Source organism: Paenibacillus sp. FSL R5-0928, assembly GCF_037970385.1.
Taxonomy (GTDB): domain Bacteria; phylum Bacillota; class Bacilli; order Paenibacillales; family Paenibacillaceae; genus Paenibacillus_AQ; species Paenibacillus_AQ odorifer.
On the sequence record NZ_CP150225.1, the window covers coordinates 2,025,503 to 2,044,105 of the forward strand.

Annotated in this window: 16 protein-coding genes; 13 read left to right on the top strand and 3 right to left on the bottom strand. The window is 43.5% G+C overall.

What is annotated here, in order from left to right; all coding sequences use genetic code 11:
• Window positions 1–153 precede the first annotated feature (153 nt).
• The gene (gene aroF, locus MKZ16_RS08665; protein WP_036684456.1) at window positions 154–1,200 is read left to right on the top strand and encodes a 3-deoxy-7-phosphoheptulonate synthase; all 1,047 of its coding nucleotides are present in this window, start codon (window positions 154–156) and stop codon (window positions 1,198–1,200) included.
• Between the two features lie 283 nt (window positions 1,201–1,483).
• On the top strand, window positions 1,484–2,908 hold the full coding sequence (gene glnA / locus MKZ16_RS08670; RefSeq protein WP_339815567.1) for a type I glutamate--ammonia ligase: 1,425 nt from the start codon (window positions 1,484–1,486) through the stop codon (window positions 2,906–2,908).
• Between the two features lie 659 nt (window positions 2,909–3,567).
• Here the strand turns inward: glnA and MKZ16_RS08675 are convergent.
• Complete coding sequence (locus tag MKZ16_RS08675) at window positions 3,568–4,602, bottom strand: LacI family DNA-binding transcriptional regulator (RefSeq protein WP_036684452.1); 1,035 nt, start codon at window positions 4,600–4,602, stop codon at window positions 3,568–3,570.
• 376 nt (window positions 4,603–4,978) lie between these two features.
• Here MKZ16_RS08675 and MKZ16_RS08680 point away from each other — a divergent pair, with 376 nt between their 5' ends.
• The 8 genes from MKZ16_RS08680 to MKZ16_RS08715 all read left to right on the top strand — a co-directional run bounded on the left by MKZ16_RS08680 (window position 4,979) and on the right by MKZ16_RS08715 (window position 14,137).
• A complete protein-coding gene (locus tag MKZ16_RS08680; protein ID WP_036684451.1) occupies window positions 4,979–6,349 on the top strand; it encodes an extracellular solute-binding protein in 1,371 nt (456 codons plus the stop codon).
• A 126-nt stretch (window positions 6,350–6,475) separates the two neighbouring features.
• Window positions 6,476–7,369 (top strand): sugar ABC transporter permease, encoded by an 894-nt coding sequence (locus MKZ16_RS08685; protein WP_036684449.1) that lies wholly within the window; start codon window positions 6,476–6,478, stop codon window positions 7,367–7,369.
• Entirely contained in the window at window positions 7,369–8,205 is an 837-nt protein-coding gene (locus MKZ16_RS08690) for a carbohydrate ABC transporter permease (protein ID WP_036684447.1), read from the top strand. Before MKZ16_RS08685 ends, MKZ16_RS08690 begins: the two co-directional genes overlap by 1 nt.
• A gap of 29 nt (window positions 8,206–8,234) precedes the next feature.
• The gene (locus tag MKZ16_RS08695; RefSeq protein ID WP_076103989.1) at window positions 8,235–10,973 is read left to right on the top strand and encodes a cellobiose phosphorylase; all 2,739 of its coding nucleotides are present in this window, start codon (window positions 8,235–8,237) and stop codon (window positions 10,971–10,973) included.
• 111 nt (window positions 10,974–11,084) lie between these two features.
• Complete coding sequence (locus tag MKZ16_RS08700) at window positions 11,085–11,972, top strand: hypothetical protein (RefSeq protein WP_076101592.1); 888 nt, start codon at window positions 11,085–11,087, stop codon at window positions 11,970–11,972.
• A 106-nt stretch (window positions 11,973–12,078) separates the two neighbouring features.
• Entirely contained in the window at window positions 12,079–13,167 is a 1,089-nt protein-coding gene (gene serC / locus MKZ16_RS08705; protein WP_036684441.1) for a 3-phosphoserine/phosphohydroxythreonine transaminase, read from the top strand.
• A gap of 124 nt (window positions 13,168–13,291) precedes the next feature.
• Window positions 13,292–13,756 carry a tRNA (uridine(34)/cytosine(34)/5-carboxymethylaminomethyluridine(34)-2'-O)-methyltransferase TrmL gene (gene trmL / locus MKZ16_RS08710; RefSeq protein WP_036684439.1) on the top strand — a complete coding sequence of 155 codons (465 nt, stop codon included), beginning with the start codon at window positions 13,292–13,294 and terminating at the stop codon, window positions 13,754–13,756.
• A gap of 126 nt (window positions 13,757–13,882) precedes the next feature.
• Window positions 13,883–14,137, top strand: a complete 255-nt coding sequence (locus MKZ16_RS08715) for an AbrB/MazE/SpoVT family DNA-binding domain-containing protein (RefSeq protein WP_036684437.1) — start codon at window positions 13,883–13,885, stop codon at window positions 14,135–14,137.
• Between the two features lie 346 nt (window positions 14,138–14,483).
• On the opposite strand, the gene MKZ16_RS08720 is transcribed toward MKZ16_RS08715, so the two are convergent.
• The gene (locus MKZ16_RS08720) at window positions 14,484–15,548 is read right to left on the bottom strand and encodes a phosphodiester glycosidase family protein (RefSeq protein ID WP_094903451.1); all 1,065 of its coding nucleotides are present in this window, start codon (window positions 15,546–15,548) and stop codon (window positions 14,484–14,486) included.
• Window positions 15,545–15,952, bottom strand: coding sequence for a hypothetical protein (locus MKZ16_RS08725; protein WP_036684435.1), 408 nt, complete (start codon window positions 15,950–15,952; stop codon window positions 15,545–15,547). Before MKZ16_RS08725 ends, MKZ16_RS08720 begins: the two co-directional genes overlap by 4 nt.
• 284 nt (window positions 15,953–16,236) lie before the next feature.
• On the opposite strand from MKZ16_RS08725, the gene MKZ16_RS08730 reads away from it, so the two are divergent.
• From MKZ16_RS08730 to MKZ16_RS08740, 3 genes are all read left to right on the top strand, one after another.
• The gene (locus MKZ16_RS08730) at window positions 16,237–16,893 is read left to right on the top strand and encodes a response regulator transcription factor (RefSeq protein ID WP_076103988.1); all 657 of its coding nucleotides are present in this window, start codon (window positions 16,237–16,239) and stop codon (window positions 16,891–16,893) included.
• 144 nt (window positions 16,894–17,037) lie between these two features.
• A complete protein-coding gene (locus MKZ16_RS08735) occupies window positions 17,038–18,255 on the top strand; it encodes a PLP-dependent aminotransferase family protein (RefSeq protein ID WP_076103987.1) in 1,218 nt (405 codons plus the stop codon).
• Between the two features lie 8 nt (window positions 18,256–18,263).
• Window positions 18,264–18,416, top strand: coding sequence for a hypothetical protein (locus MKZ16_RS08740; RefSeq protein WP_155986577.1), 153 nt, complete (start codon window positions 18,264–18,266; stop codon window positions 18,414–18,416).
• Window positions 18,417–18,603 lie beyond the last annotated feature (187 nt).

The following is an 18,603-nucleotide window of genomic DNA, read 5'->3' on the forward strand; positions in this document are numbered from 1 at the left end:
GAATCTAGAATATAGATTGACTATAATCGCTTTTTGAGGTAGAATTGCTTTAGTGATTAAAAGCATAAAAGCTTAAAAGCGAACACGCGTCGTAGCGCGATAGTATCTAGCGGAATTATTATAAATTTTAAGTGTAGAGAGGGAGTTATAAATATGATCGTCATTACATCAAATCAAACACCGGAAGAGCAGGTTAAAGATATAATTGCCGTAATCGAAAAAGAAGGTTTGCAGGTGCATCTCTCCAGAGGAGCAGATCACACGGTGATAGGTTTAGTGGGAGGCGTCACTCCTAAGCTCGCCGAGCATTTGCGGCAAATGAAGGGTGTAGAGAACGTCGTGAAGATCTCCAAATCCTACAAGCTGGCCAGCCGGGATTTCCATCCTGAGGATACGATTATTGATATCAAGGGTGTGAAGATTGGTGGAGAAAACCTGGTGATCATGGGCGGACCTTGCGCCGTTGAGTCTCCAGAGCAGATTGATGAGATCGCCCGGCTTGTTAAAGCGTCTGGTGCTCAGGTACTTCGTGGAGGCGCGTTTAAGCCCCGCACAGGACCGTACAGCTTCCAAGGCGTAGGTGTGGAAGGTTTGACTATGATGGCTGAAGCAGGAAAGCGTCATGGCCTGTTGACGATTACAGAGGTTATGACACCGGAGTATGTTGATATCTGTGCGGAGCATGCGGATATTCTGCAGGTGGGTACACGGAATATGCAGAACTTTGATTTGCTGCGCAAGCTGGGTACCTGTGGCAGACCTGTTCTTCTAAAACGTGGCTTCAGTGCGACCTATGATGAGTTGCTCAATGCAGCGGAGTACATTTTGGCAGGCGGTAATAAGGATGTAATGCTCTGTGAGCGCGGTATACGCACATTTGAGACCTACACTCGTAACACACTGGATCTATCGGCTATTCCAGTTCTACAAAGCTTAAGCCATCTTCCAGTAATCTCTGACCCAAGTCACGGAACCGGTCGTCGTGAGTTAGTTGAGCCTATGGCCAAAGCTTCTGTTGCTGCTGGTGCAAACGGGCTAATTATCGAAATGCACACAGATCCGGACAATTCCATGACAGGTGATGGTGTTCAATCGTTATTCCCTGATCAGTTTGATAACTTGCTTAAAGATCTGGAAAAGCTGGCTCCAATTGTTGGACGTAAGTTTTCTACTTCGCCAGAAACGGTTTCGGCGCTATAAAATTCAATCTAAGAGCTTCCTCGGAAGCCCTCTTAACCCGCGACCTAGTGGGAAAAGAGGGTTTTTTTGGAGTTGAATAAAATAAATGTGACATCAAAATATGCGAAAATAACAGATTTCACGAAAGCGTTAGAATATCTTACATTGCTGAAAGAAATACCTGACATAAGCATTGACGATGTTAGGTATGAGATTTATAATTACGACAGCAAAAAAAATTAAAACAAGAACATTTGCATACTGTGAGCGGCCTAATGTTCGGAACTTGGGGGAGGAAAAATTCATGTCGGTTGAAAAAATGTTGCAAACAATTAAAGAGAACAATATCGAGTGGGTAGATTTTCGATTCGTAGATTTAGGTGGTCGTGCCCACCACATCTCTCTGCCAGCTTCTGAAGTGGAAGATGAAACTTTTGTAAATGGGGTAGCATTCGACGGTTCTTCCATCAAAGGTTTCCGTGGTATTGAAGAATCAGACATGGTTATGATGCCTGATCCGAATAGTGTGTTCATAGATCCGTTTACAGCTCATCCAACGCTGAACGTGATGTGCGACATTTTCACTCCTGATGGCGAACGTTATGAGCGCGATCCTCGCGGTATTGCTGTGAAAGCAGAAGAATTCCTGCAAAAAAGCGGAGTAGGTACATCTGCATTCTTCGCACCTGAATCAGAATTCTTTATCTTTGACGATGTTCGTTACGAAAGTGGCATGAACAGATCCTCATTCTTCGTAGATTCTGAAGAAGCGGCTTGGAATACGGGTCGTAAAGAAGAGGGCGGCAACTTGGCATTTAAAGTTGGCGTTAAAGGTGGATATGTTCCTGTAGCACCAGTTGACTCCCAACAGGATATCCGTAGTGAGATGTGCCGTCTGCTTGCTGAAGTTGGACTACGCATTGAACGTCATCACCATGAAGTAGCCACTGCAGGTCAAGCGGAAATTAACTTCCGTTTTGATACCTTGAAGAAAACTGCTGATAATCTCATGACTTATAAATATATTGTACAAAACACTGCACGTCAGTATGGCAAGGTAGCAACCTTCATGCCAAAACCGCTGTTTGGTGATAACGGTAGCGGAATGCACGTGCATCAATCGATCTTTGACGGAGATACTCCTTTGTTCTATGAAAAAGGCGCTTATGCTAACCTGAGCGAAATGGCTCTTCATTATATCGGTGGTATTTTGTACCATGCACCAGCATTGATCGCTTTGACTAACCCAAGCACCAACTCCTTTAAGCGTCTGGTTCCTGGCTACGAAGCACCGGTTAACTTGGTTTACTCCAAAGGAAATCGTTCTGCAGCAGTTCGTATCCCAGTAGCAGCTGTGACACCAAAAGGCTGTCGTATCGAATTCCGTACACCGGATTCCACGGCTAACCCTTACTTGGCATTCTCCGCAATGCTGATGGCAGGTCTGGACGGAATCAAGAACAAGATCAACCCGCAAGAACTGGGTTATGGTCCTCTTGATAAGAACATCTATGAATTGTCTGATGCAGATAAAGAAAAAATCCGCAGCGTTCCAGGCAGCCTGAGCGAAGCGCTTGATTCTTTGGAAGCTGATTACGAGTTCCTAACAGAAGGCGACGTATTTACTAAGGACTTCATCGATAACTATATTGCTCTGAAACGTTCTGAAGCACAAGAGGTAGCGATTCGTGTTCATCCACATGAATATGCCCTGTACTTCGATCTATAAGATTCCTGCTATTATAATCTTTATAATAAAAGAAGCTGTCTCAAAAGTAGTGATTCTACTTGGAGGCAGCTTCTTTTTTTGAATTGGGAAAGTAATGGATTTTATTGTACCTTATGAATGTGTGCCACGCATAGTGTTCTAAGCCATGAGTAGTGTTCTATGTTATTGGGGTGGGCGGTAGGTGACTGTTAGGTGTGATTTCCGTTCGGCTTGCAGTATATGATTTGTGGTATCTGTGACGCTGGACTATGTACGGTGAGCGATATGCGTTCTGTGTTTATGTGATGTACAAAGTGGATTTAAACTAATTAGGGAAAAACTCCCTAAAAATAGCCGATATTTGCTCTAAATGAACGAAATCAGGGAATTCCTCCCTAATAATCAGGGTGATTTCTTTATTAGTTACTGAATAGGCCAAAATTCAGGGAAGTTTTCCCTAATTATAAGTCCGATGAACAGAAATCTCTGATTTTTAGGGAGAAATTCCCCAATTATTTTATAAGTACTTCACTTATTGCATCATTTGGAGTGCACTAGGTACGCCCTCGAATCCATTTGGGCATCAAGTAGTGTTAAGAACATAAAAGAGGCTGTCACCAAGCCATAAAATGGCTGCTTGGGCAGCCCCTTTTTGCTATTCGTGTATTCTCCGAGAAAGGCTACACTAGCCCCCGTTCAGGAGCGCCGCAGGACTCTCTAATGATAAGCTCTGGTTCTACGCTGAAAGAACTCGTACCTGATTGGTTGTTTATTAGATCATACAGCATTAGTGCTGCTAGGCGACCGATCTTATCTTTATTTTGGCGGATGGTAGTCAATAGGGGTGTTGTATAATTGCAGGCCTCAATATCATCACAGCCAATAATTGCAACAGTTTCAGGAACAGCGATAGAAGCCTCTTTAAGGGCACGCATCGCCCCTATAGCAAGCTGATCGGACGCTGCGAAGATCGCTCTAGGTAAATTTCCATTCTCAATCATTCTACGCATCGTCTCATACCCACTAGCCTCAAAGAAGTTACTTCCGTTTAAGAACCAACTCTCGTTAATAGGCAGCCCCAAATCTTCAAGAGCTTTGCGATAACCACTTTCGCGCATATTGGAGATGTCTGAATCTGAGGAGCTGCCGATGTAGCCAAGCTCACGATAGCCCAGTAAATAAAAGTGTTCTACCACTTTGGAGGACATTTTGAAATTATCCGACATGATAAAGCCAGAGTTGTCACCCGTTAGTTTTAAATCTACGCCGATACATGGAATTGCACTGTTGTCTAATTCGCTGATAGAGGTTTCTAGCTCCTGTCCGGATAGAAGCACACACCCATCTACATTAAAATGCTGACAACGGGCAAGATAATCGTTAGTATCGCCACTTTGGAATTTTTCATTGGAAAAAAAGATAAGGTCGTAACCTAGTAGTCCCATTTGTTTTTTAAATGAATTTAGCACCTCGATGAAAAAAGGGTGGGTAAAGTCGACATTCAGCATTCCGGCAAAAATCACTCCGATTAGATTGGACGATTTCGTAGCCAATGTTTTAGCTGAATTGGAGGGGGTATATCCAGTTTCTTTTATAATTTGTTGAACCCTTGTCTTGGTATCTTCCGAAATATCACTGTAGTTATTAATGATTTTGGATACTGTCGAAACAGAAACTCCAGCAATTTTCGCTATATCTTTGATGCTGTAGGCCAAATTAAGTCCCCCTTATAGTGAAAAATGTTCCGTAATATATGTTTAAAATCTACTCAAGGCTATTTATTTATGACTTGAATTTATGATTTACGAAATAGTTTCGTTACTTATTTTATAGTTCAATAAGATTATAGTCAATGGAATGTTTACTCTTAAACTAGGATTATGCTTGATATTAAAGGTTTTTTTGAATGATTGGTTCAAAAAACGTTCAAAAACGAACAATGAAAAAAGACTTTACAAAGACAAATAACGATGTAATAATGAAAACACCGAAACCGCTTTCTGTGATATCATCCTTACTGTTTCGTGATTTTCAGAAATTAGCATGTGGTTTCGTTAAAGGGTCATAACAAATTATCTGGGGGGTAACAAAATGGTAAAGAAGCTTTCTGCGGTATTGTTGAGCTCAGCGCTAGTGCTCTCATTAGCAGCATGTGGAAGCGGCAATAACAACGCGAATGGTGAGGCTACTCCGGGCAGCGGAACAAACAAGCCTGCATCTGGTGATAAGAAAGTGATTAAGATCTTACACTGGAAACAAGAGAATATTAACAAGGTCATTACAGAAATTAATAAAAAGTTTGAAGAAAAATATCCGGAATACAAAGTGGAGTACACAACCACTGGTCCGGATGATGAATTCAAACAAGCACAAAGAGCAAGAATTACAGCTGGTGACGTAGATGTACTTGCCGATCTATCCGGTATGAGATTGTCTCCGAAAGATTGGACACCAGGTGCGAAAGTGCCAGACTGGCAACAATGGATTGATTCCGGGCTGATTGCTGATCTGAGCGGCGAAGCTTTCGTTAAAAACTACAATGCGAATGATATTGCTAAAGCCGGCACTTATAAAGATAAAGTGTATGCAATCCCAACCGGTAAAGTAGCGATGTCAGGATTCTTCTATAATAAAGAAATTTTTGAACAAAACGGGCTGACTGTACCTACAACTTGGACAGAGTTCATTAGTGTTCTAGATACATTGAAAGCAAAGAGTATTGTTCCAATCGTAGTGGCTGGTAAGGATGTATGGCCATTGAAATTGCCAGTGTTCGGTTTGCAAGCCAAGATTCTGGGTGGCGGCAACCAACAACAATGGATTGAAGGGGTTTGGAAGGGAACTTCGGCGTTTAACGATGCTGAGGCTGTAGAAGTATTGGAGAAAATGAAGACGCTTCAAGATAACTACATCATCGACGGTTTCTTGGGTATCGACTATGCAACAGCACCTTCGTTTTTCGCAACAGGAAAAGCAGCTATGATTGCTGACGGAACTTGGGATGCTCCTACGATCGCGGCAGCAAATCCAGATGTGAAATTTGGTTACTTCCCAATCCCAGCTACAGAAGATGCTGCTAAGAATAATTCTCTTGTCGGTAAATACGATGTAACTTGGTATGCAGCAGAAAAAGGCCCGAACAAAGAAGGCGCTTTGAAATGGCTGGAATTCTTCTCTGAACCAGAAAACTACACAGAATATGTTAAAGCAGCTGGATTCTTGCCTACACAAGACAATATTGCCACTGAAAGTGACTTTATTGACAAAGAACTTGCTCCATACATGACTGGAGATTTCGAACTTGCTTATGAAATTATGATGATTAACCGTGATAACGTTGGTGAGCACATTGCAGCTGAAGGCGTTCACACTGAATATTTGGCACCAGGCGGCGAGTTTAAAACCGCTAAAGAGCTTGCAGATGTACAACAAAAAGAATGGGAAGCAGCAGCACCTAAATAAGTAGCTATCCCGATAAATAAAAAGAATCTACAACATACTGTACACCAAACATGTTTTACAACTTCGGGGTCTGTTTTGTGCAGGCCCCGATCATTTTATTGAATTAGGATTGGGTAGGTGAGAGAAATGTATCCGTTCGGGAAAGGTATTAAACGATATATACCGCTTCTGCTGCTAATGATTCCATTATCATTGTATGTAATTTTCTATTTTGGCCCATCTATGATGACGGTTATCTATTCATTTACAGATATCACTAACGTTCCTGGAAGCAAGATGAGTTTTGTAGGCCTTGACAATTATTATGATGTATTTTACTCAGGAAATTCAGGCGAGCGTTGGGATTCCATTATACGTACTATTTATTTCATGGTCATTGTAACCATTGTACAGAACGGTGTCGGTCTGCTTATGGCCGTAGTTATCAATCAGAAGCTGAAAGGCGATTATTTCTATCGCGCGGTATTCTTTTTACCGGTTGTGCTTGGTGTAGCGGTAGTTGCACTGGTATGGGGCATGATGTTCGATCCGCTGAGTGGTCCGGTTAACCAACTGTATGATTCTTTGTTCGGTTATAAAGATATGTTCTTTGGAAGCTTCACTCATGCGTTCGGTTATATTATATTTACGCAAATTTGGATGTATATGGGTTATTCGATGTTGATTTTCCTTGCGGGACTACAATCCGTACCGAAAGATTTGTATGAGGCTGGATATATAGACGGAACTACGAAGTGGCAATCTTTTAAAAATATCACATTCCCACTTATCGCTCCATCCTTTACGATTAACATTATTTTGTCTATTATCGGTGCGATGTCCACCTTTGATATTATTCTCGCAACTACGGACGGTCGCTTTAACACAAGAACGATGGCATATGACGTTTATAAAGAGACGTTCCGTGGTTCTCTACAGATGGGACTTCCTTCCGCGCTTTCCGTGGTTCAATTCCTTATGATTCTGGTGTTTGTAGTATTTGCAGTGAAACAAATGCGTAAGAGAGAGGTGGAATATTAATGAAGGATTCCAAAACCGCCAAAACTCTCTCTTATATTCTGATTGCAGTGTTGCTTGTTTTATATATCATGCCGTTGTTATTTGTAATCAATATTTCATTCAAGTCCTTTACAGAATATCTGTTAGATCCTATCGGTCTCGTAAAAAGTATTCAATGGGATAATTATAAAGAAGCTTGGCTACAGGGTAATTTCTCTAATTATTTCTTAAACAGTCTGCTGTATACAGCTGTGGCAACAGTGCTGACCCTAATTGTTTCGTTATTCGGGGCCTTCCCGGTGGCGAGAAATTATGTGAAGTGGAGCGGATTTATTTATTTGTTCTTCTTGATGTCTCAGTTCCTGCCGAATCCAATGGTCGCACAGTTCAAGCTGATGCTTACCATGAAACAGGAGCTAGGATTTGTAGGTTATGACACGAAGCTGGGTTACATTCTCCTTAAAACAGGCGGAACGGGTATCGTGTTCATGATGTTTGTAGGTTACATCAAAGGAATTAGCCGGGAGATGGATGAAGCAGCAGGTATGGATGGCGCTGGATATATGCGTTATTTGTTCCAGATCATCATGCCACTTATGAAACCAGTAATTGCTACAGGTGTTATTCTAACAGCAATTAGTATCTGGAATGACTTCGTGGGGCCGGTCATGTATTTACCGAGTCCAGAAAACTATCCAATCACCTTCGGGCTTAAAGAATTCCGCGGTCAATACGGGAACAACTGGCCTATGTTGGCGTGCGGGATCATGATCGTATCTGCACCGCTTATCATCCTATACACCTTCATTCAAAAGTATATCGTTGACGGTGCATTGGCAGGTGCGGTTAAAGCTTAAGTAGTTGTGTAAATGAGAGGATGGAGAGAATGGATCGTAATAAAATTCATGGCTTCGAATTCACCGGAAATGATGGGGAATTCAGGCTTCAGCAACCGGATCGCAGCAGTTTTCTATATTTCCCTCTAGTGAATGAAGGGGGAATGATGTCGACGGTAACTCCAAAACTTCATGGTCAGGTTACCACAGGTCATAATACATTTTTGACACCGCCATTATCTGTTGAAGATTTGCATAATTCGCGGGCTTCCCGTAACTTCTGGGTATACGTAGAAGGCAAGGGAGCTTGGTCGGCAGTGGGGAACTCCGCTAAGCAAAATGCCGATTTCTATACATCGTCTACTGATGAAGCAGTACTAGAGGCTGGTTTCCTGTGGCAACGCGTAACGCGTTGTAACGCAGAGATGGGTGTTAAAGCTGAAATCACCAGCTTTGTGCCAAGCGGTAATGATAAGGTCGAACTAATGAAGGTTACGTTGACGAATACAATAGCAGAGGTTATTACGCTGACACCGACAGCGGTAGTTCCGATCTACGCGCGTTCGGCAGATGATCTGCGCGATCATAGACATGTAACCTCTTTGCTTAACCGGATCTATACTTCACCTTATGGTGTTGAGGTTCAGCCTGCGCTCTCCTTTGATGAGCGGGGACACCGCATCAATCACACTTCTTATGGAGTATTTGGTGCAGAGGGTGACGGCAATCAACCTGCTGGTTTCTTTCCAGTGCAGGAGGAGTTCATTGGAGAAGGTGGAAGTCTGGATTGGCCAGAAGCTGTTATCCTGAACAACACGCCGGAGATTGGCAAGGGTGGAGGTGTACAAAGAGAGGGATATGAGGCTATCGGGGGTCTTCGTTACGAGGCGCTTAATCTGTCTCCTGGTGACAGCCATTCTTATATAGTAGTTATGGCGATCCATAATGAGAGAATTGACGTGGATGCCTTGATGAACAAATATGGTACATCTGAAGCTTTTGATCATTTGCTTGAGGAAACTAAAGCCTTCTGGGCAGATAAAGTGAATATGGTAGAATTTCATACCGGTGATTCAGATGCTGACCAATGGATGAAATGGGTTACGATTCAACCCGTGCTGAGAAGACTTTATGGTAACTCCTTCTTGCCTTATCATGATTATGGAAGAGGCGGACGTGGCTGGCGGGATCTTTGGCAGGATTGTCTAGCACTCCTTATTATGGAACCGGCTGAAGTACGCAGCTTACTGCTGAACAACTACGCCGGAGTAAGAATAGATGGTAGTAATGCCACTATTATCGGTCAACAGCCTGGTGAATTTATTGCCGACCGTAACAACATCCCGCGGGTGTGGATGGATCATGGAGCTTGGCCGTTCTTAACGACTATGTTATATCTGGATCAGAGTGGTGATCTTGATTTCTTATTGCAGGAACAGACGTATTTCCGCGATACCTTTATGAGTCGCTGTAAGGAACGCGATAATTCATGGGATACCTCGCTGGGAAGTGATCTCAGAACTACTTCTGGTGAGGTTTATAAAGGTACGATTCTGGAGCATATCCTGCTGCAAAATCTGGTTCCGTTCTTTAATGTTGGAGAGCACAATAATATCCTGCTGGAGGGCGCAGACTGGAATGATGGTCTTGATATGGGCGCAGACCGGGGTGAGAGTGTAGCTTTCACAGCATTCTACGCAAGTAACTTATTGGATATTTCTCGTGTGCTACGTACGCTAAAGACTTCTAAAGGGCAAGAGACAGTTGAATTGGCAGAAGAAATGAAACTATTGCTAGATTCGCTTGGTGAGCAAGTGGATTATGAATCTGTATCAGGCAAGCATGAAAGACTTAATCAATATTATGCTGCCGCTCCGAACAAAGTCAGCGGTATTCGTGTAGGACTCGACATAGAGACAGTAGCGGACGATCTGGAACAAAAAGCAGAGTGGATCTTTAATCACTTGCGCCGCAATGAGTGGGTGGAAAGTGAACACGGTGGAGGCTGGTTTAACGGTTATTATAATAATGATGGAGAACAAGTGGAAGGGGAATTCGCAGAAGGCGTTCGAATGACGCTTACGGGTCAAGTATTCCCGCTGATGGGCCATGCAGCTGCACCAGAGCAAATTCCGCATATCATTGCCGCCGTGGATCGTAATCTACTGGATGACAAAATTGGGTACAGACTTAATTCCCGTTTCGGCGGGATCCAGCAGAATCTGGGTCGTGCCTTTGGCTTTGCCTTTGGACATAAAGAGAACGGTGCTATGTTCAGTCACATGACCATCATGTATGGCAATGCGTTGTATAAACGCGGATATGTGAAAGAAGGACATAAAGTACTAGAATCTCTGTATAGCTTAAGTACTGACTTTGCAAAAGCCCGCATATACCCAGGAATTCCTGAGTATATTAACGAGCAAGGCAGAGGGATGTATACGTATTTAACAGGATCAGCGAGCTGGCTGCTGTTAACTATGGTTACTGAAGTATTTGGTGTAAAAGGTAAGCTAGGTGATCTTTTGTTGGAACCGAAGCTTGTTAAAGAGCAGTTTGATTCCGAGGGAAAGGCCTCTATTAAGACAATCTTCGCGGATCGCGAGTTTGAAGTGGTCTATAAAGCCACAGGAAGCTTAAACTACGGGGAGTACCAAATACACTCTGTTACCCTGAATGGCAGCGAGGTGACGCTGCAGCGCGGCTTAGGAAGTGCGATTATTCCGCGTGAAGAGTTGCTCTCTCTGCAGACAGAGAAATGCCACTTGATTGAAGTGACATTGGCGTAGCTTTATACGATATTTTAAGACGTCTGCACCGTTATTCATAGCGGCTGCAGACGTTTTTTTCAATAATGAATATTTATTCATTGTAACAATGAACGAAAGGGCGCGTTAGGTATGGGTTGCAGACTGTCAAATGGCATATTAACTGTCGATATCGCTGATATCGGAGAGTATAAGGGCACTCGTTTTGACTGGACAGGATTTATTACACAGGTGACATTAGAAGAGGGGAAACATACGTTTTGTGTGCCGGAAAGCTTGAAGCCAGGCGAAGGAACTGGAGGCAAGGGGCTTTGTAATGAGTTTGGCATTTCCCGGGCAATTGGATATGATGAAGCGCCAATCGGAGGCTGGTTTCCAAAAATCGGAGTCGGATTGTTACAAAAAGGAAATTCCCCATTATACAGTTTCAATGAGGAGTTCCCCTTAACCTCTTTTAGTAAGGATGTCGAAGCAGGGAATGATGCTGTCACATATACGATCCACCCAATGGAAAGCAACGGATATGCTGTGCAGCTAACTAAAACGATTTCTTTACAGGGGGATCAATTAATAATTGCATATGAATTGCACAACAAAGGGCAAAAGCCTTTCCGTACGGAGGAATATATTCACAACTTCATCGGAATCGATGGGTTGAATATTGGACAGGATTTCGAACTGCGTCTCCCGAGGGAACTCAAGGTAGTAGAACCAGAATCCTCCTATACGAAAGAATTGCTAGAGGTATCTGGGAATACTCTTACTTGGTCAAAGGAACCGGATAAACCCTTTTATTGCAAGTTGAGCGGTTGGGAGGGTCAGGAAACTGAGTTCACCTGGGAGTTGGTTCATAAGCCTAGTGGAACAGGCGTGCGAGAGAGTGGGGACTTTCCAATAGAACGTATGGCCCTGTGGGGAGAAGGTCATGTAGTCTCTCCTGAAGTATTTGTGAACATTAGTCTTTTACCGCGTCAAAGCAAGAGCTGGCGCCGATCTTACCGGTTTTTCACTGCGAAATGAGTACCGTTTTAACCTTTTATGTGAATAATTATACTTGCTGGTGCGGGAGAATATTGCTATCATAACCATATCCATATTGATAGGAGAGAAAGGGTGGGGAGCAGTTTTGAATAAGAGAGCATACAATTTTAATGCCGGACCGGCAGCATTGCCGCTTACGGTACTGGAACGCGCACAAGCGGAGTTTGTTGATTTCCGGGAAAGTGGAATGTCTATCATGGAGATGTCGCACCGTGGTGCAATTTACGAATCCGTGCATAATGAAGCGCAGGAACGTCTGCTTTCGCTCCTCGGCAATCCGAAGGGCTATAAGGTATTGTTCGTACAAGGCGGAGCAAGCACACAGTTTGCAATGATCCCTATGAACTTGATTTCCGAAGGCCAAGTAGGTAGCTATGTAATGACAGGTAGCTGGGCGGATAAAGCTTATAAAGAAGCCAAATTGGTAGGAGGCGCTCATGTTGCCGCTTCTTCCGAAGATAAGAAATTCTTGGCTATACCTGAATTAAGTTCGATCAAAGCTGCGGAGAATGCTGCTTACCTTCATGTTACTTCCAACGAGACCATTGAAGGAACGCAATATGCAGAATTTCCGGATGCAGGCTCGATTCCGTTAATCGCGGATATGTCTAGTGATATACTTTGCCGTCCAATCGATGTGAACCAATTCGGAATGATCTATGCCGGAGCACAAAAGAACCTTGGACCTTCAGGCGTGACTGTAGTTATCGCGAAAGAAGAATTGCTTGCAGAATCACCTTCTAACATTCCTACGATCATGCGTTACAGCACTCATTATAAGAATAACTCTCTTTACAATACACCTCCATCTTTCTCTGTATATATGGTGAACGAAGTATTAAAATGGATTGAGGAGCAAGGCGGCTTAGCTGGCATCCATTCTAAGAACCTTGAAAAATCGGGTCTGTTATATGATCACATCGATGGAAGTGACGGTTTCTACCGTGGCGTTGCAGAACAAGGCAGCCGCTCTATTATGAACGTTACTTTCCGGATGCAATCAGAAGAACTCGAAAAGCAGTTTGTCAAAGCTGCTGAACTGGAAGGTTTTGTCGGCTTAAAGGGTCACCGCAGTGTTGGGGGCTTGCGTGCTTCCATCTACAACGCAGTTCCTTACGAAAGTGTAAAAGCACTGTCCGATTTCATGAACCATTTCCGGCAAACTCAAGGTTAATGAATTCTATCTATAACCTTCCGCCTTCTTGGTGGAAGGTTTTCAGTTTGTTTGGAGAAGCTATGGTTAGGCACTAGAGTAAAACATCTGGCTATTAAGCCTTTAGAGAGGAAGGAACCATATAATGGCACTCCATATCGTATTAGTCGAGCCGGAAATTCCGGCCAATACTGGCAACATTGCGCGTACTTGCGCCGCTACAGGCACTCATCTTCACTTGGTTCGTCCACTCGGATTCCGTACAGACGATGCTACATTAAAAAGAGCAGGATTAGACTATTGGCATGCTGTTACTATTGAATATCACGACTCCTTTGCTGAGGTTTTGGAGAAATATAACGAGGGGCGTTTCTTTTACGCAACGACGAAAGCAGAGAAAAGATACAGTGACTTTGAGTTCCAAGATGGCGATTTTTTTGTTTTTGGCAAGGAAACGAAGGGGCTTTCTGCAGAGATTCTAGAAGCAGGTAAAGAAACAAAAATGCGCATGCCAATGAGTGATGCTGTGAGATCTCTGAATTTATCCAATTCGGCAGCTATTATTGTGTACGAGGCGCTTCGACAATTGGATTTTCCTAATCTTATTTAAAAAAAGACAAATTTTTTATTTTTTTCAGCAGGATTCGACAATTAGGTAACGAAATATATTGAAAGAGCCGAAATAAGTAGTAGCTACTAAATAATTTTTCTTGAACAGGAGAGGTGTACGTTAGTTATGAAACCTGCTGGTGTAGTTCGCAAAGTGGATCAGTTGGGTAGAATTGTTCTGCCTAAGTCCCTGCGTAAAAGGTATCAGATGAATGAAGGCGACCCGGTTGAAATTTTGGTACAGGGTGACCATATCATCTTGGAGCGTTACCGTCCAAAATGTGTTTTCTGTGGATCAATGGATGGTGTAAGCGAATATAAAGATCGTTATATTTGTTCTGCATGCCTTTCGGAAATGACTCAATTGCCAAGACATGCCTAAGAAGTACATATTTTGAATTTTGACAGCCAAGAGCTTATAAAAAAACTGTCCTCTTCGTAGAACTCTTCTACTTGGGGGCAGTTTTTTTATGTATACGAAAAATGCCCCCGCACCAAGTGGGTGCAGGGACATATCGGCTTTATAGGCCTTTTGTTTTGTCGTCGTTGTAAGATGAGGTAAGGATGCCGACCGTAAATAACACAAATACGAACATTACGATCCAAAAGGTTAATGAGAACGACATACTGGCACCTCCAATAGCGAATGTATTCGTTATCAAGATTATAACCTGCAATTTAATAAAAATAAACGCAAATGTGATATGTTACATAGACAATTTACTATATTATTTAAAAAACAGGAAATTCGTTGGCACAGCTCTTAGATTTCCATCGGATGGTTTATTGATAACTCTTCCGTTAAAGATCAATGAGGAAGAGCCACCACCATCTAAATTATAAGCATCTACGAGGCCCATATTCGATAATTTGTTCTGAATCTCCTCCAGCTGTGCACCAGAGCTGCCATACTCATTATATCCATCTGCTACAAAAAGCAGGATCTGATCATCTTTATATTTGCCGATCACGGTACGTGGTGCCCGATTAGGGGATGTTTTCCACTTTTCGGGTATGGGTGTTTTAATGTTGTTTTTAAGGAGGACAGGCACAAAGGTGGCGCCGAATACCGGATCTAGCTGATCTAATTGTGCGCGACTGTAGAATTTCCCGCCGATTAATTGCCCGGATTTGTTCAGCCCAACAAAACTTAGGTCCTTGTACGTTGGCTCAAAACCGTATAAATACTTTCCATCCACTACAGTTGTGCTTAAGGGATAACGTTTTCCGGATTGATCTGCAAAGCCGCCCGCATTAATACCAGCAATGGCACCATTACGCTGTACGGCATGCATAGTAGTTTCCGCACCGGAGGCTGTCTCCGCCAAGCTCATCTTCATAGCGGTCGGGTCCTTCAATTTGATTTTCAACGCATAAGCTTTGTAGTTTCCTGGATTCAATCGATATAACTCAACTCTTATACGGTCGCTGGTAACAATCTCTGAAGGTATACCAAGCTTGGCTGAAATCCTGCGGTTATAGATCAGTTCAGGCCGGTTCGCCTGAGTCTTTGCTGTTTCGACCAGCTTATTCATCGTAGTGGTAGTCTCTTTATATAGCTTGGCACTAGCGCTGACAGCATCAATGGTGTAAGCTGCGGAGGCCTCTGCCAGAGTCAGCTCTTTTTTTAAGGAAGCTGTTTCATTCACTGGCCCAGCGCTTGGTGAGAATTGTCCTACATCAAGGTCTAGCTGTAGCGGTGGTCGATACCACGACATACATATAAACAAGCCTATGAACGGTGCGGTTAGAAGCATGAAGAAGCGATTTACTCTTTTGACTGGCGTCATCATTTGATCAGATCCATTTCTTTCTTCAAAGCTTCTAACTGTTTGCTTACCTCACTCAATTGCGTATATAGCTTGTTGCTGTTATCTGTCTTGGCACTAGCATTATCTTTAGTGAAGGTTAATAGTTCGTTAAAGCTTTGCACTGTATTCTGCAATTCCTTCACTTCTTCAGAGAGAACGGCAATTTTTGCTTCATAGTCGGTCTTCAAAACGGTAAGCTGCTGCTGGCTCTGAGTACTAAGTTCGGTTAGCACTTGTTGCTTCAGATGGTTCGTGTAGCTGTATACAGCATATACGCCGAGTCCGATCATCATAATCCAGAACAGTAAAAACCATTTTACGGAAGGGCCGTTTCTCGCAGTAGTAGAGCGCGAGCGTACCGGGGACGTTTCCGCTAGCGGTTGCATTTTATCACCTCGGGTTGGTCTTTTTTTCAAGTCCCCATTCTATCAGACTTTGACAAGATTCGCAAAAATGTAAGAGAGTATGAAAACTAGAAAAAGTAATTGCATCCTATTAAACTACTGCGATACAATTTCTATAGATTGGAATTCTGATAGACGTACACAAGGTAACCAGCTAGAGATTATACAGACAAGTCATCATACAGCCTTGCTTGCGTTTTAACCGGAAACGCTGCGGCGCTTTCCTTTCTAGATGATTATATATAGAGCAGGGGGTCAGGGCATTAATGATGAAGGTTTGGCAGGTGGTCATTGTGGGGTGTCATCCTACAAGTATGCTGGGGACAAAATTGATTTTGGAAGAGGAAGAGGGGCTTAAGGTTCTGGGAATGTATTCCACTTGGGACGAAGGCGCTACCATCGTAAGGGGAAAAAATCCCGAGCTAGTGCTAGTAGATTATCATATGCCTGAGGGGAATATTGAGAGTGTGCTGTTAAATATGAAAAAAAGCTCACCAAACTCACATTTTGTCGTGATGACAGACGAAGACGGGCGAGAACTGCTTCAGCCCCTCGTAGAACTAGGAGCCAGCGGGATATTCTCGAAGGGAGCTTCTCCCCGTCAGCTTTTACAGCTGATCCTGGGTTTACGGGAGGGTTTTCTTTCAATGCCGTTGGAATGGATTGAAAAAGGAGCTTGGCCGATTTCGACATTTAAAGGATTAGATGATGTTCTGCAACTGACGGAGACAGAGATGTTTATCATGGAGCGAATCGTTCAAGGGATTACCTACGATAAAATTGCGCTTGAAATTGCGGTAAGCCGTCGGTCCATTGATAATTATTTGCGCAAAATCTATGTAAAGCTCGATGTTTCGACCCGGGCACAAGCGATTGAGAAATTCGCGCTCTTCTCAAGACAAAACAGGCAAATCTACGCCTAACCCACGCTTTACGACATAATGACGTATGGGGTGGAATATTCTTGGAGTAGAAGTAAGAATATCATGTTGAATGGGTAACCATCCCGTCCTTGGATGAGGATGACGAAGCCGTTTCTACTTGGTAACAGGGAAGGGGGATTTCGCATGATTTACGAATTTTCTGCTCGCGCACACACATTGTTGTCGTCATCGCTTCTTAGTATCCGCACCCAAACACGGAGAAGCTCCATGATATCGCTAGCTGAAGAATTACCAGCGGAAGAACTATTCCCATTGTCACTGCTTGCTGAAGCAGCATCTACGGTGATTTCAGCAGATGCGGGAGCACTGCAATATGGTGATCCTGCCGGGTACGGACCCCTTCGGGAGTGGCTTGCTGGGGATTGGCTTAAAGAAAAAGGGGTAAATGTTGTTGAGGGTGGAGTTCTGCTAACAACGGGTAGCCAGCAAGCCATTGATTTGTTGTCGCGGGTGTATATTGATCCAGGAGATCGTGTATTAGTAGAAAATCCGACCTCTCCAGGATTTTTGCAGACTCTTCGGATGCAGGGGGCCGTTATTATTCCTGTACAGGGTGATTTGGACGGGCTTGATCCGGAGCATTTGCGGAGCCAGATCGAGCTGCATAAGCCGAAAATGCTGTTTGCAACCCCTAGCTTTACCAATCCAAGCGGCATTTTATGGAGTTTGGAGAGACGCCGCGCAGTATTGGATTTATGTATCGCATATAACATCTTGATTGTGGAAGATGATTCTTATGGGGATTTGCACTTCCAGAAGCAGGGTGAACAAAAGGCTAAAAGATATCCGTCTTTGTATGCACTGGAAAATATCAGCGATGGCGGACATGTGCTTTATATCGGTTCGTTCAGCAAGACCGTTGCGCCCGCGCTGCGGACGGGCTGGGCGGCAGGCAGCCGAGTCTTGATCAGAATGATGTCTGCGGCTAAGCAGATGGCCGATTGGCAGTCGAGCGCATTAAATCAGCGGCTGCTGCATCATTTATTGGATGTGTCTGCGTTTGATCTGCGTGAGCATATCGCGCAGCTGAATCGAGAGTATAACACCCGTCTGAAGCTTATGGTGGAATTGCTCAAGCGGCCTGCTTGGAAGGGCAGCTCCTATGATCTTCCATCAGGAGGCATGTTCCTGTGGGTCGCACCACCAGAGGGAATGGATGTTATGGCGTTGCTCAAATGTGCGCTAGGTAAGGGAGTGGCTTTTTTGCCAGGTCCGTTATGTAGTGTAGATGGAGTCAGCAATCACCTTCGCCTTAACTTTAGCCATCCCGGCCGGGATGAGCTGCTGCTTGGCATGAACCTGATGAGCGAAGCGGTTAAGGAGTTCACAGCCCGGAGTTAGGTAGTGGAATGAAAGTTGTGGATGAAATGATGGAAATGATGAAAACACAAGACACTCTTAGAGCTAAAACACGGACAGAATTACAAGTCGGGCAAGACGAAGTGCATGATGTGAGATTAATTAGGGAAATCCTCCCTAAAACTGGTCGATTTGAACTCTAAAATGGACTGTTTAGGGAATTTCTCCCTAAAAAATCAAGGGATACCCCGTTTTAGGGGTAAATCTGGCGAAAATCAGGGAGTAATTCCCTAAAATGCGGTTTTTAGCGTGTGAATCGAAGAATATTAGGGAGGATTTCCCTAATAACTTAGTGTGCCTTTTTCGGAATGGTGTTTTTAAAGCTTATTT

What these genes read in the sequence shown, in the direction of transcription:
- MKZ16_RS08715 (WP_036684437.1), top strand. Translation starts at nt 13,883, where the DNA reads ATGAAACCTGCTGGTGTAGTTCGCAAAGTGGATCAGTTGGGTAGAATT.
- MKZ16_RS08695 (WP_076103989.1), top strand. Translation starts at nt 8,235, where the DNA reads ATGGATCGTAATAAAATTCATGGCTTCGAATTCACCGGAAATGATGGG.
- MKZ16_RS08685 (WP_036684449.1), top strand. Translation starts at nt 6,476, where the DNA reads ATGTATCCGTTCGGGAAAGGTATTAAACGATATATACCGCTTCTGCTG.
- MKZ16_RS08740 (WP_155986577.1), top strand. Translation starts at nt 18,264, where the DNA reads ATGAAAGTTGTGGATGAAATGATGGAAATGATGAAAACACAAGACACT.
- MKZ16_RS08680 (WP_036684451.1), top strand. Translation starts at nt 4,979, where the DNA reads ATGGTAAAGAAGCTTTCTGCGGTATTGTTGAGCTCAGCGCTAGTGCTC.
- MKZ16_RS08700 (WP_076101592.1), top strand. Translation starts at nt 11,085, where the DNA reads ATGGGTTGCAGACTGTCAAATGGCATATTAACTGTCGATATCGCTGAT.
- MKZ16_RS08690 (WP_036684447.1), top strand. Translation starts at nt 7,369, where the DNA reads ATGAAGGATTCCAAAACCGCCAAAACTCTCTCTTATATTCTGATTGCA.
- MKZ16_RS08735 (WP_076103987.1), top strand. Translation starts at nt 17,038, where the DNA reads ATGATTTACGAATTTTCTGCTCGCGCACACACATTGTTGTCGTCATCG.
- glnA (WP_339815567.1), top strand. Translation starts at nt 1,484, where the DNA reads ATGTCGGTTGAAAAAATGTTGCAAACAATTAAAGAGAACAATATCGAG.
- MKZ16_RS08725 (WP_036684435.1), bottom strand. Translation starts at nt 15,952, where the DNA reads ATGCAACCGCTAGCGGAAACGTCCCCGGTACGCTCGCGCTCTACTACT.
- trmL (WP_036684439.1), top strand. Translation starts at nt 13,292, where the DNA reads ATGGCACTCCATATCGTATTAGTCGAGCCGGAAATTCCGGCCAATACT.
- MKZ16_RS08730 (WP_076103988.1), top strand. Translation starts at nt 16,237, where the DNA reads ATGATGAAGGTTTGGCAGGTGGTCATTGTGGGGTGTCATCCTACAAGT.
- MKZ16_RS08720 (WP_094903451.1), bottom strand. Translation starts at nt 15,548, where the DNA reads ATGATGACGCCAGTCAAAAGAGTAAATCGCTTCTTCATGCTTCTAACC.
- aroF (WP_036684456.1), top strand. Translation starts at nt 154, where the DNA reads ATGATCGTCATTACATCAAATCAAACACCGGAAGAGCAGGTTAAAGAT.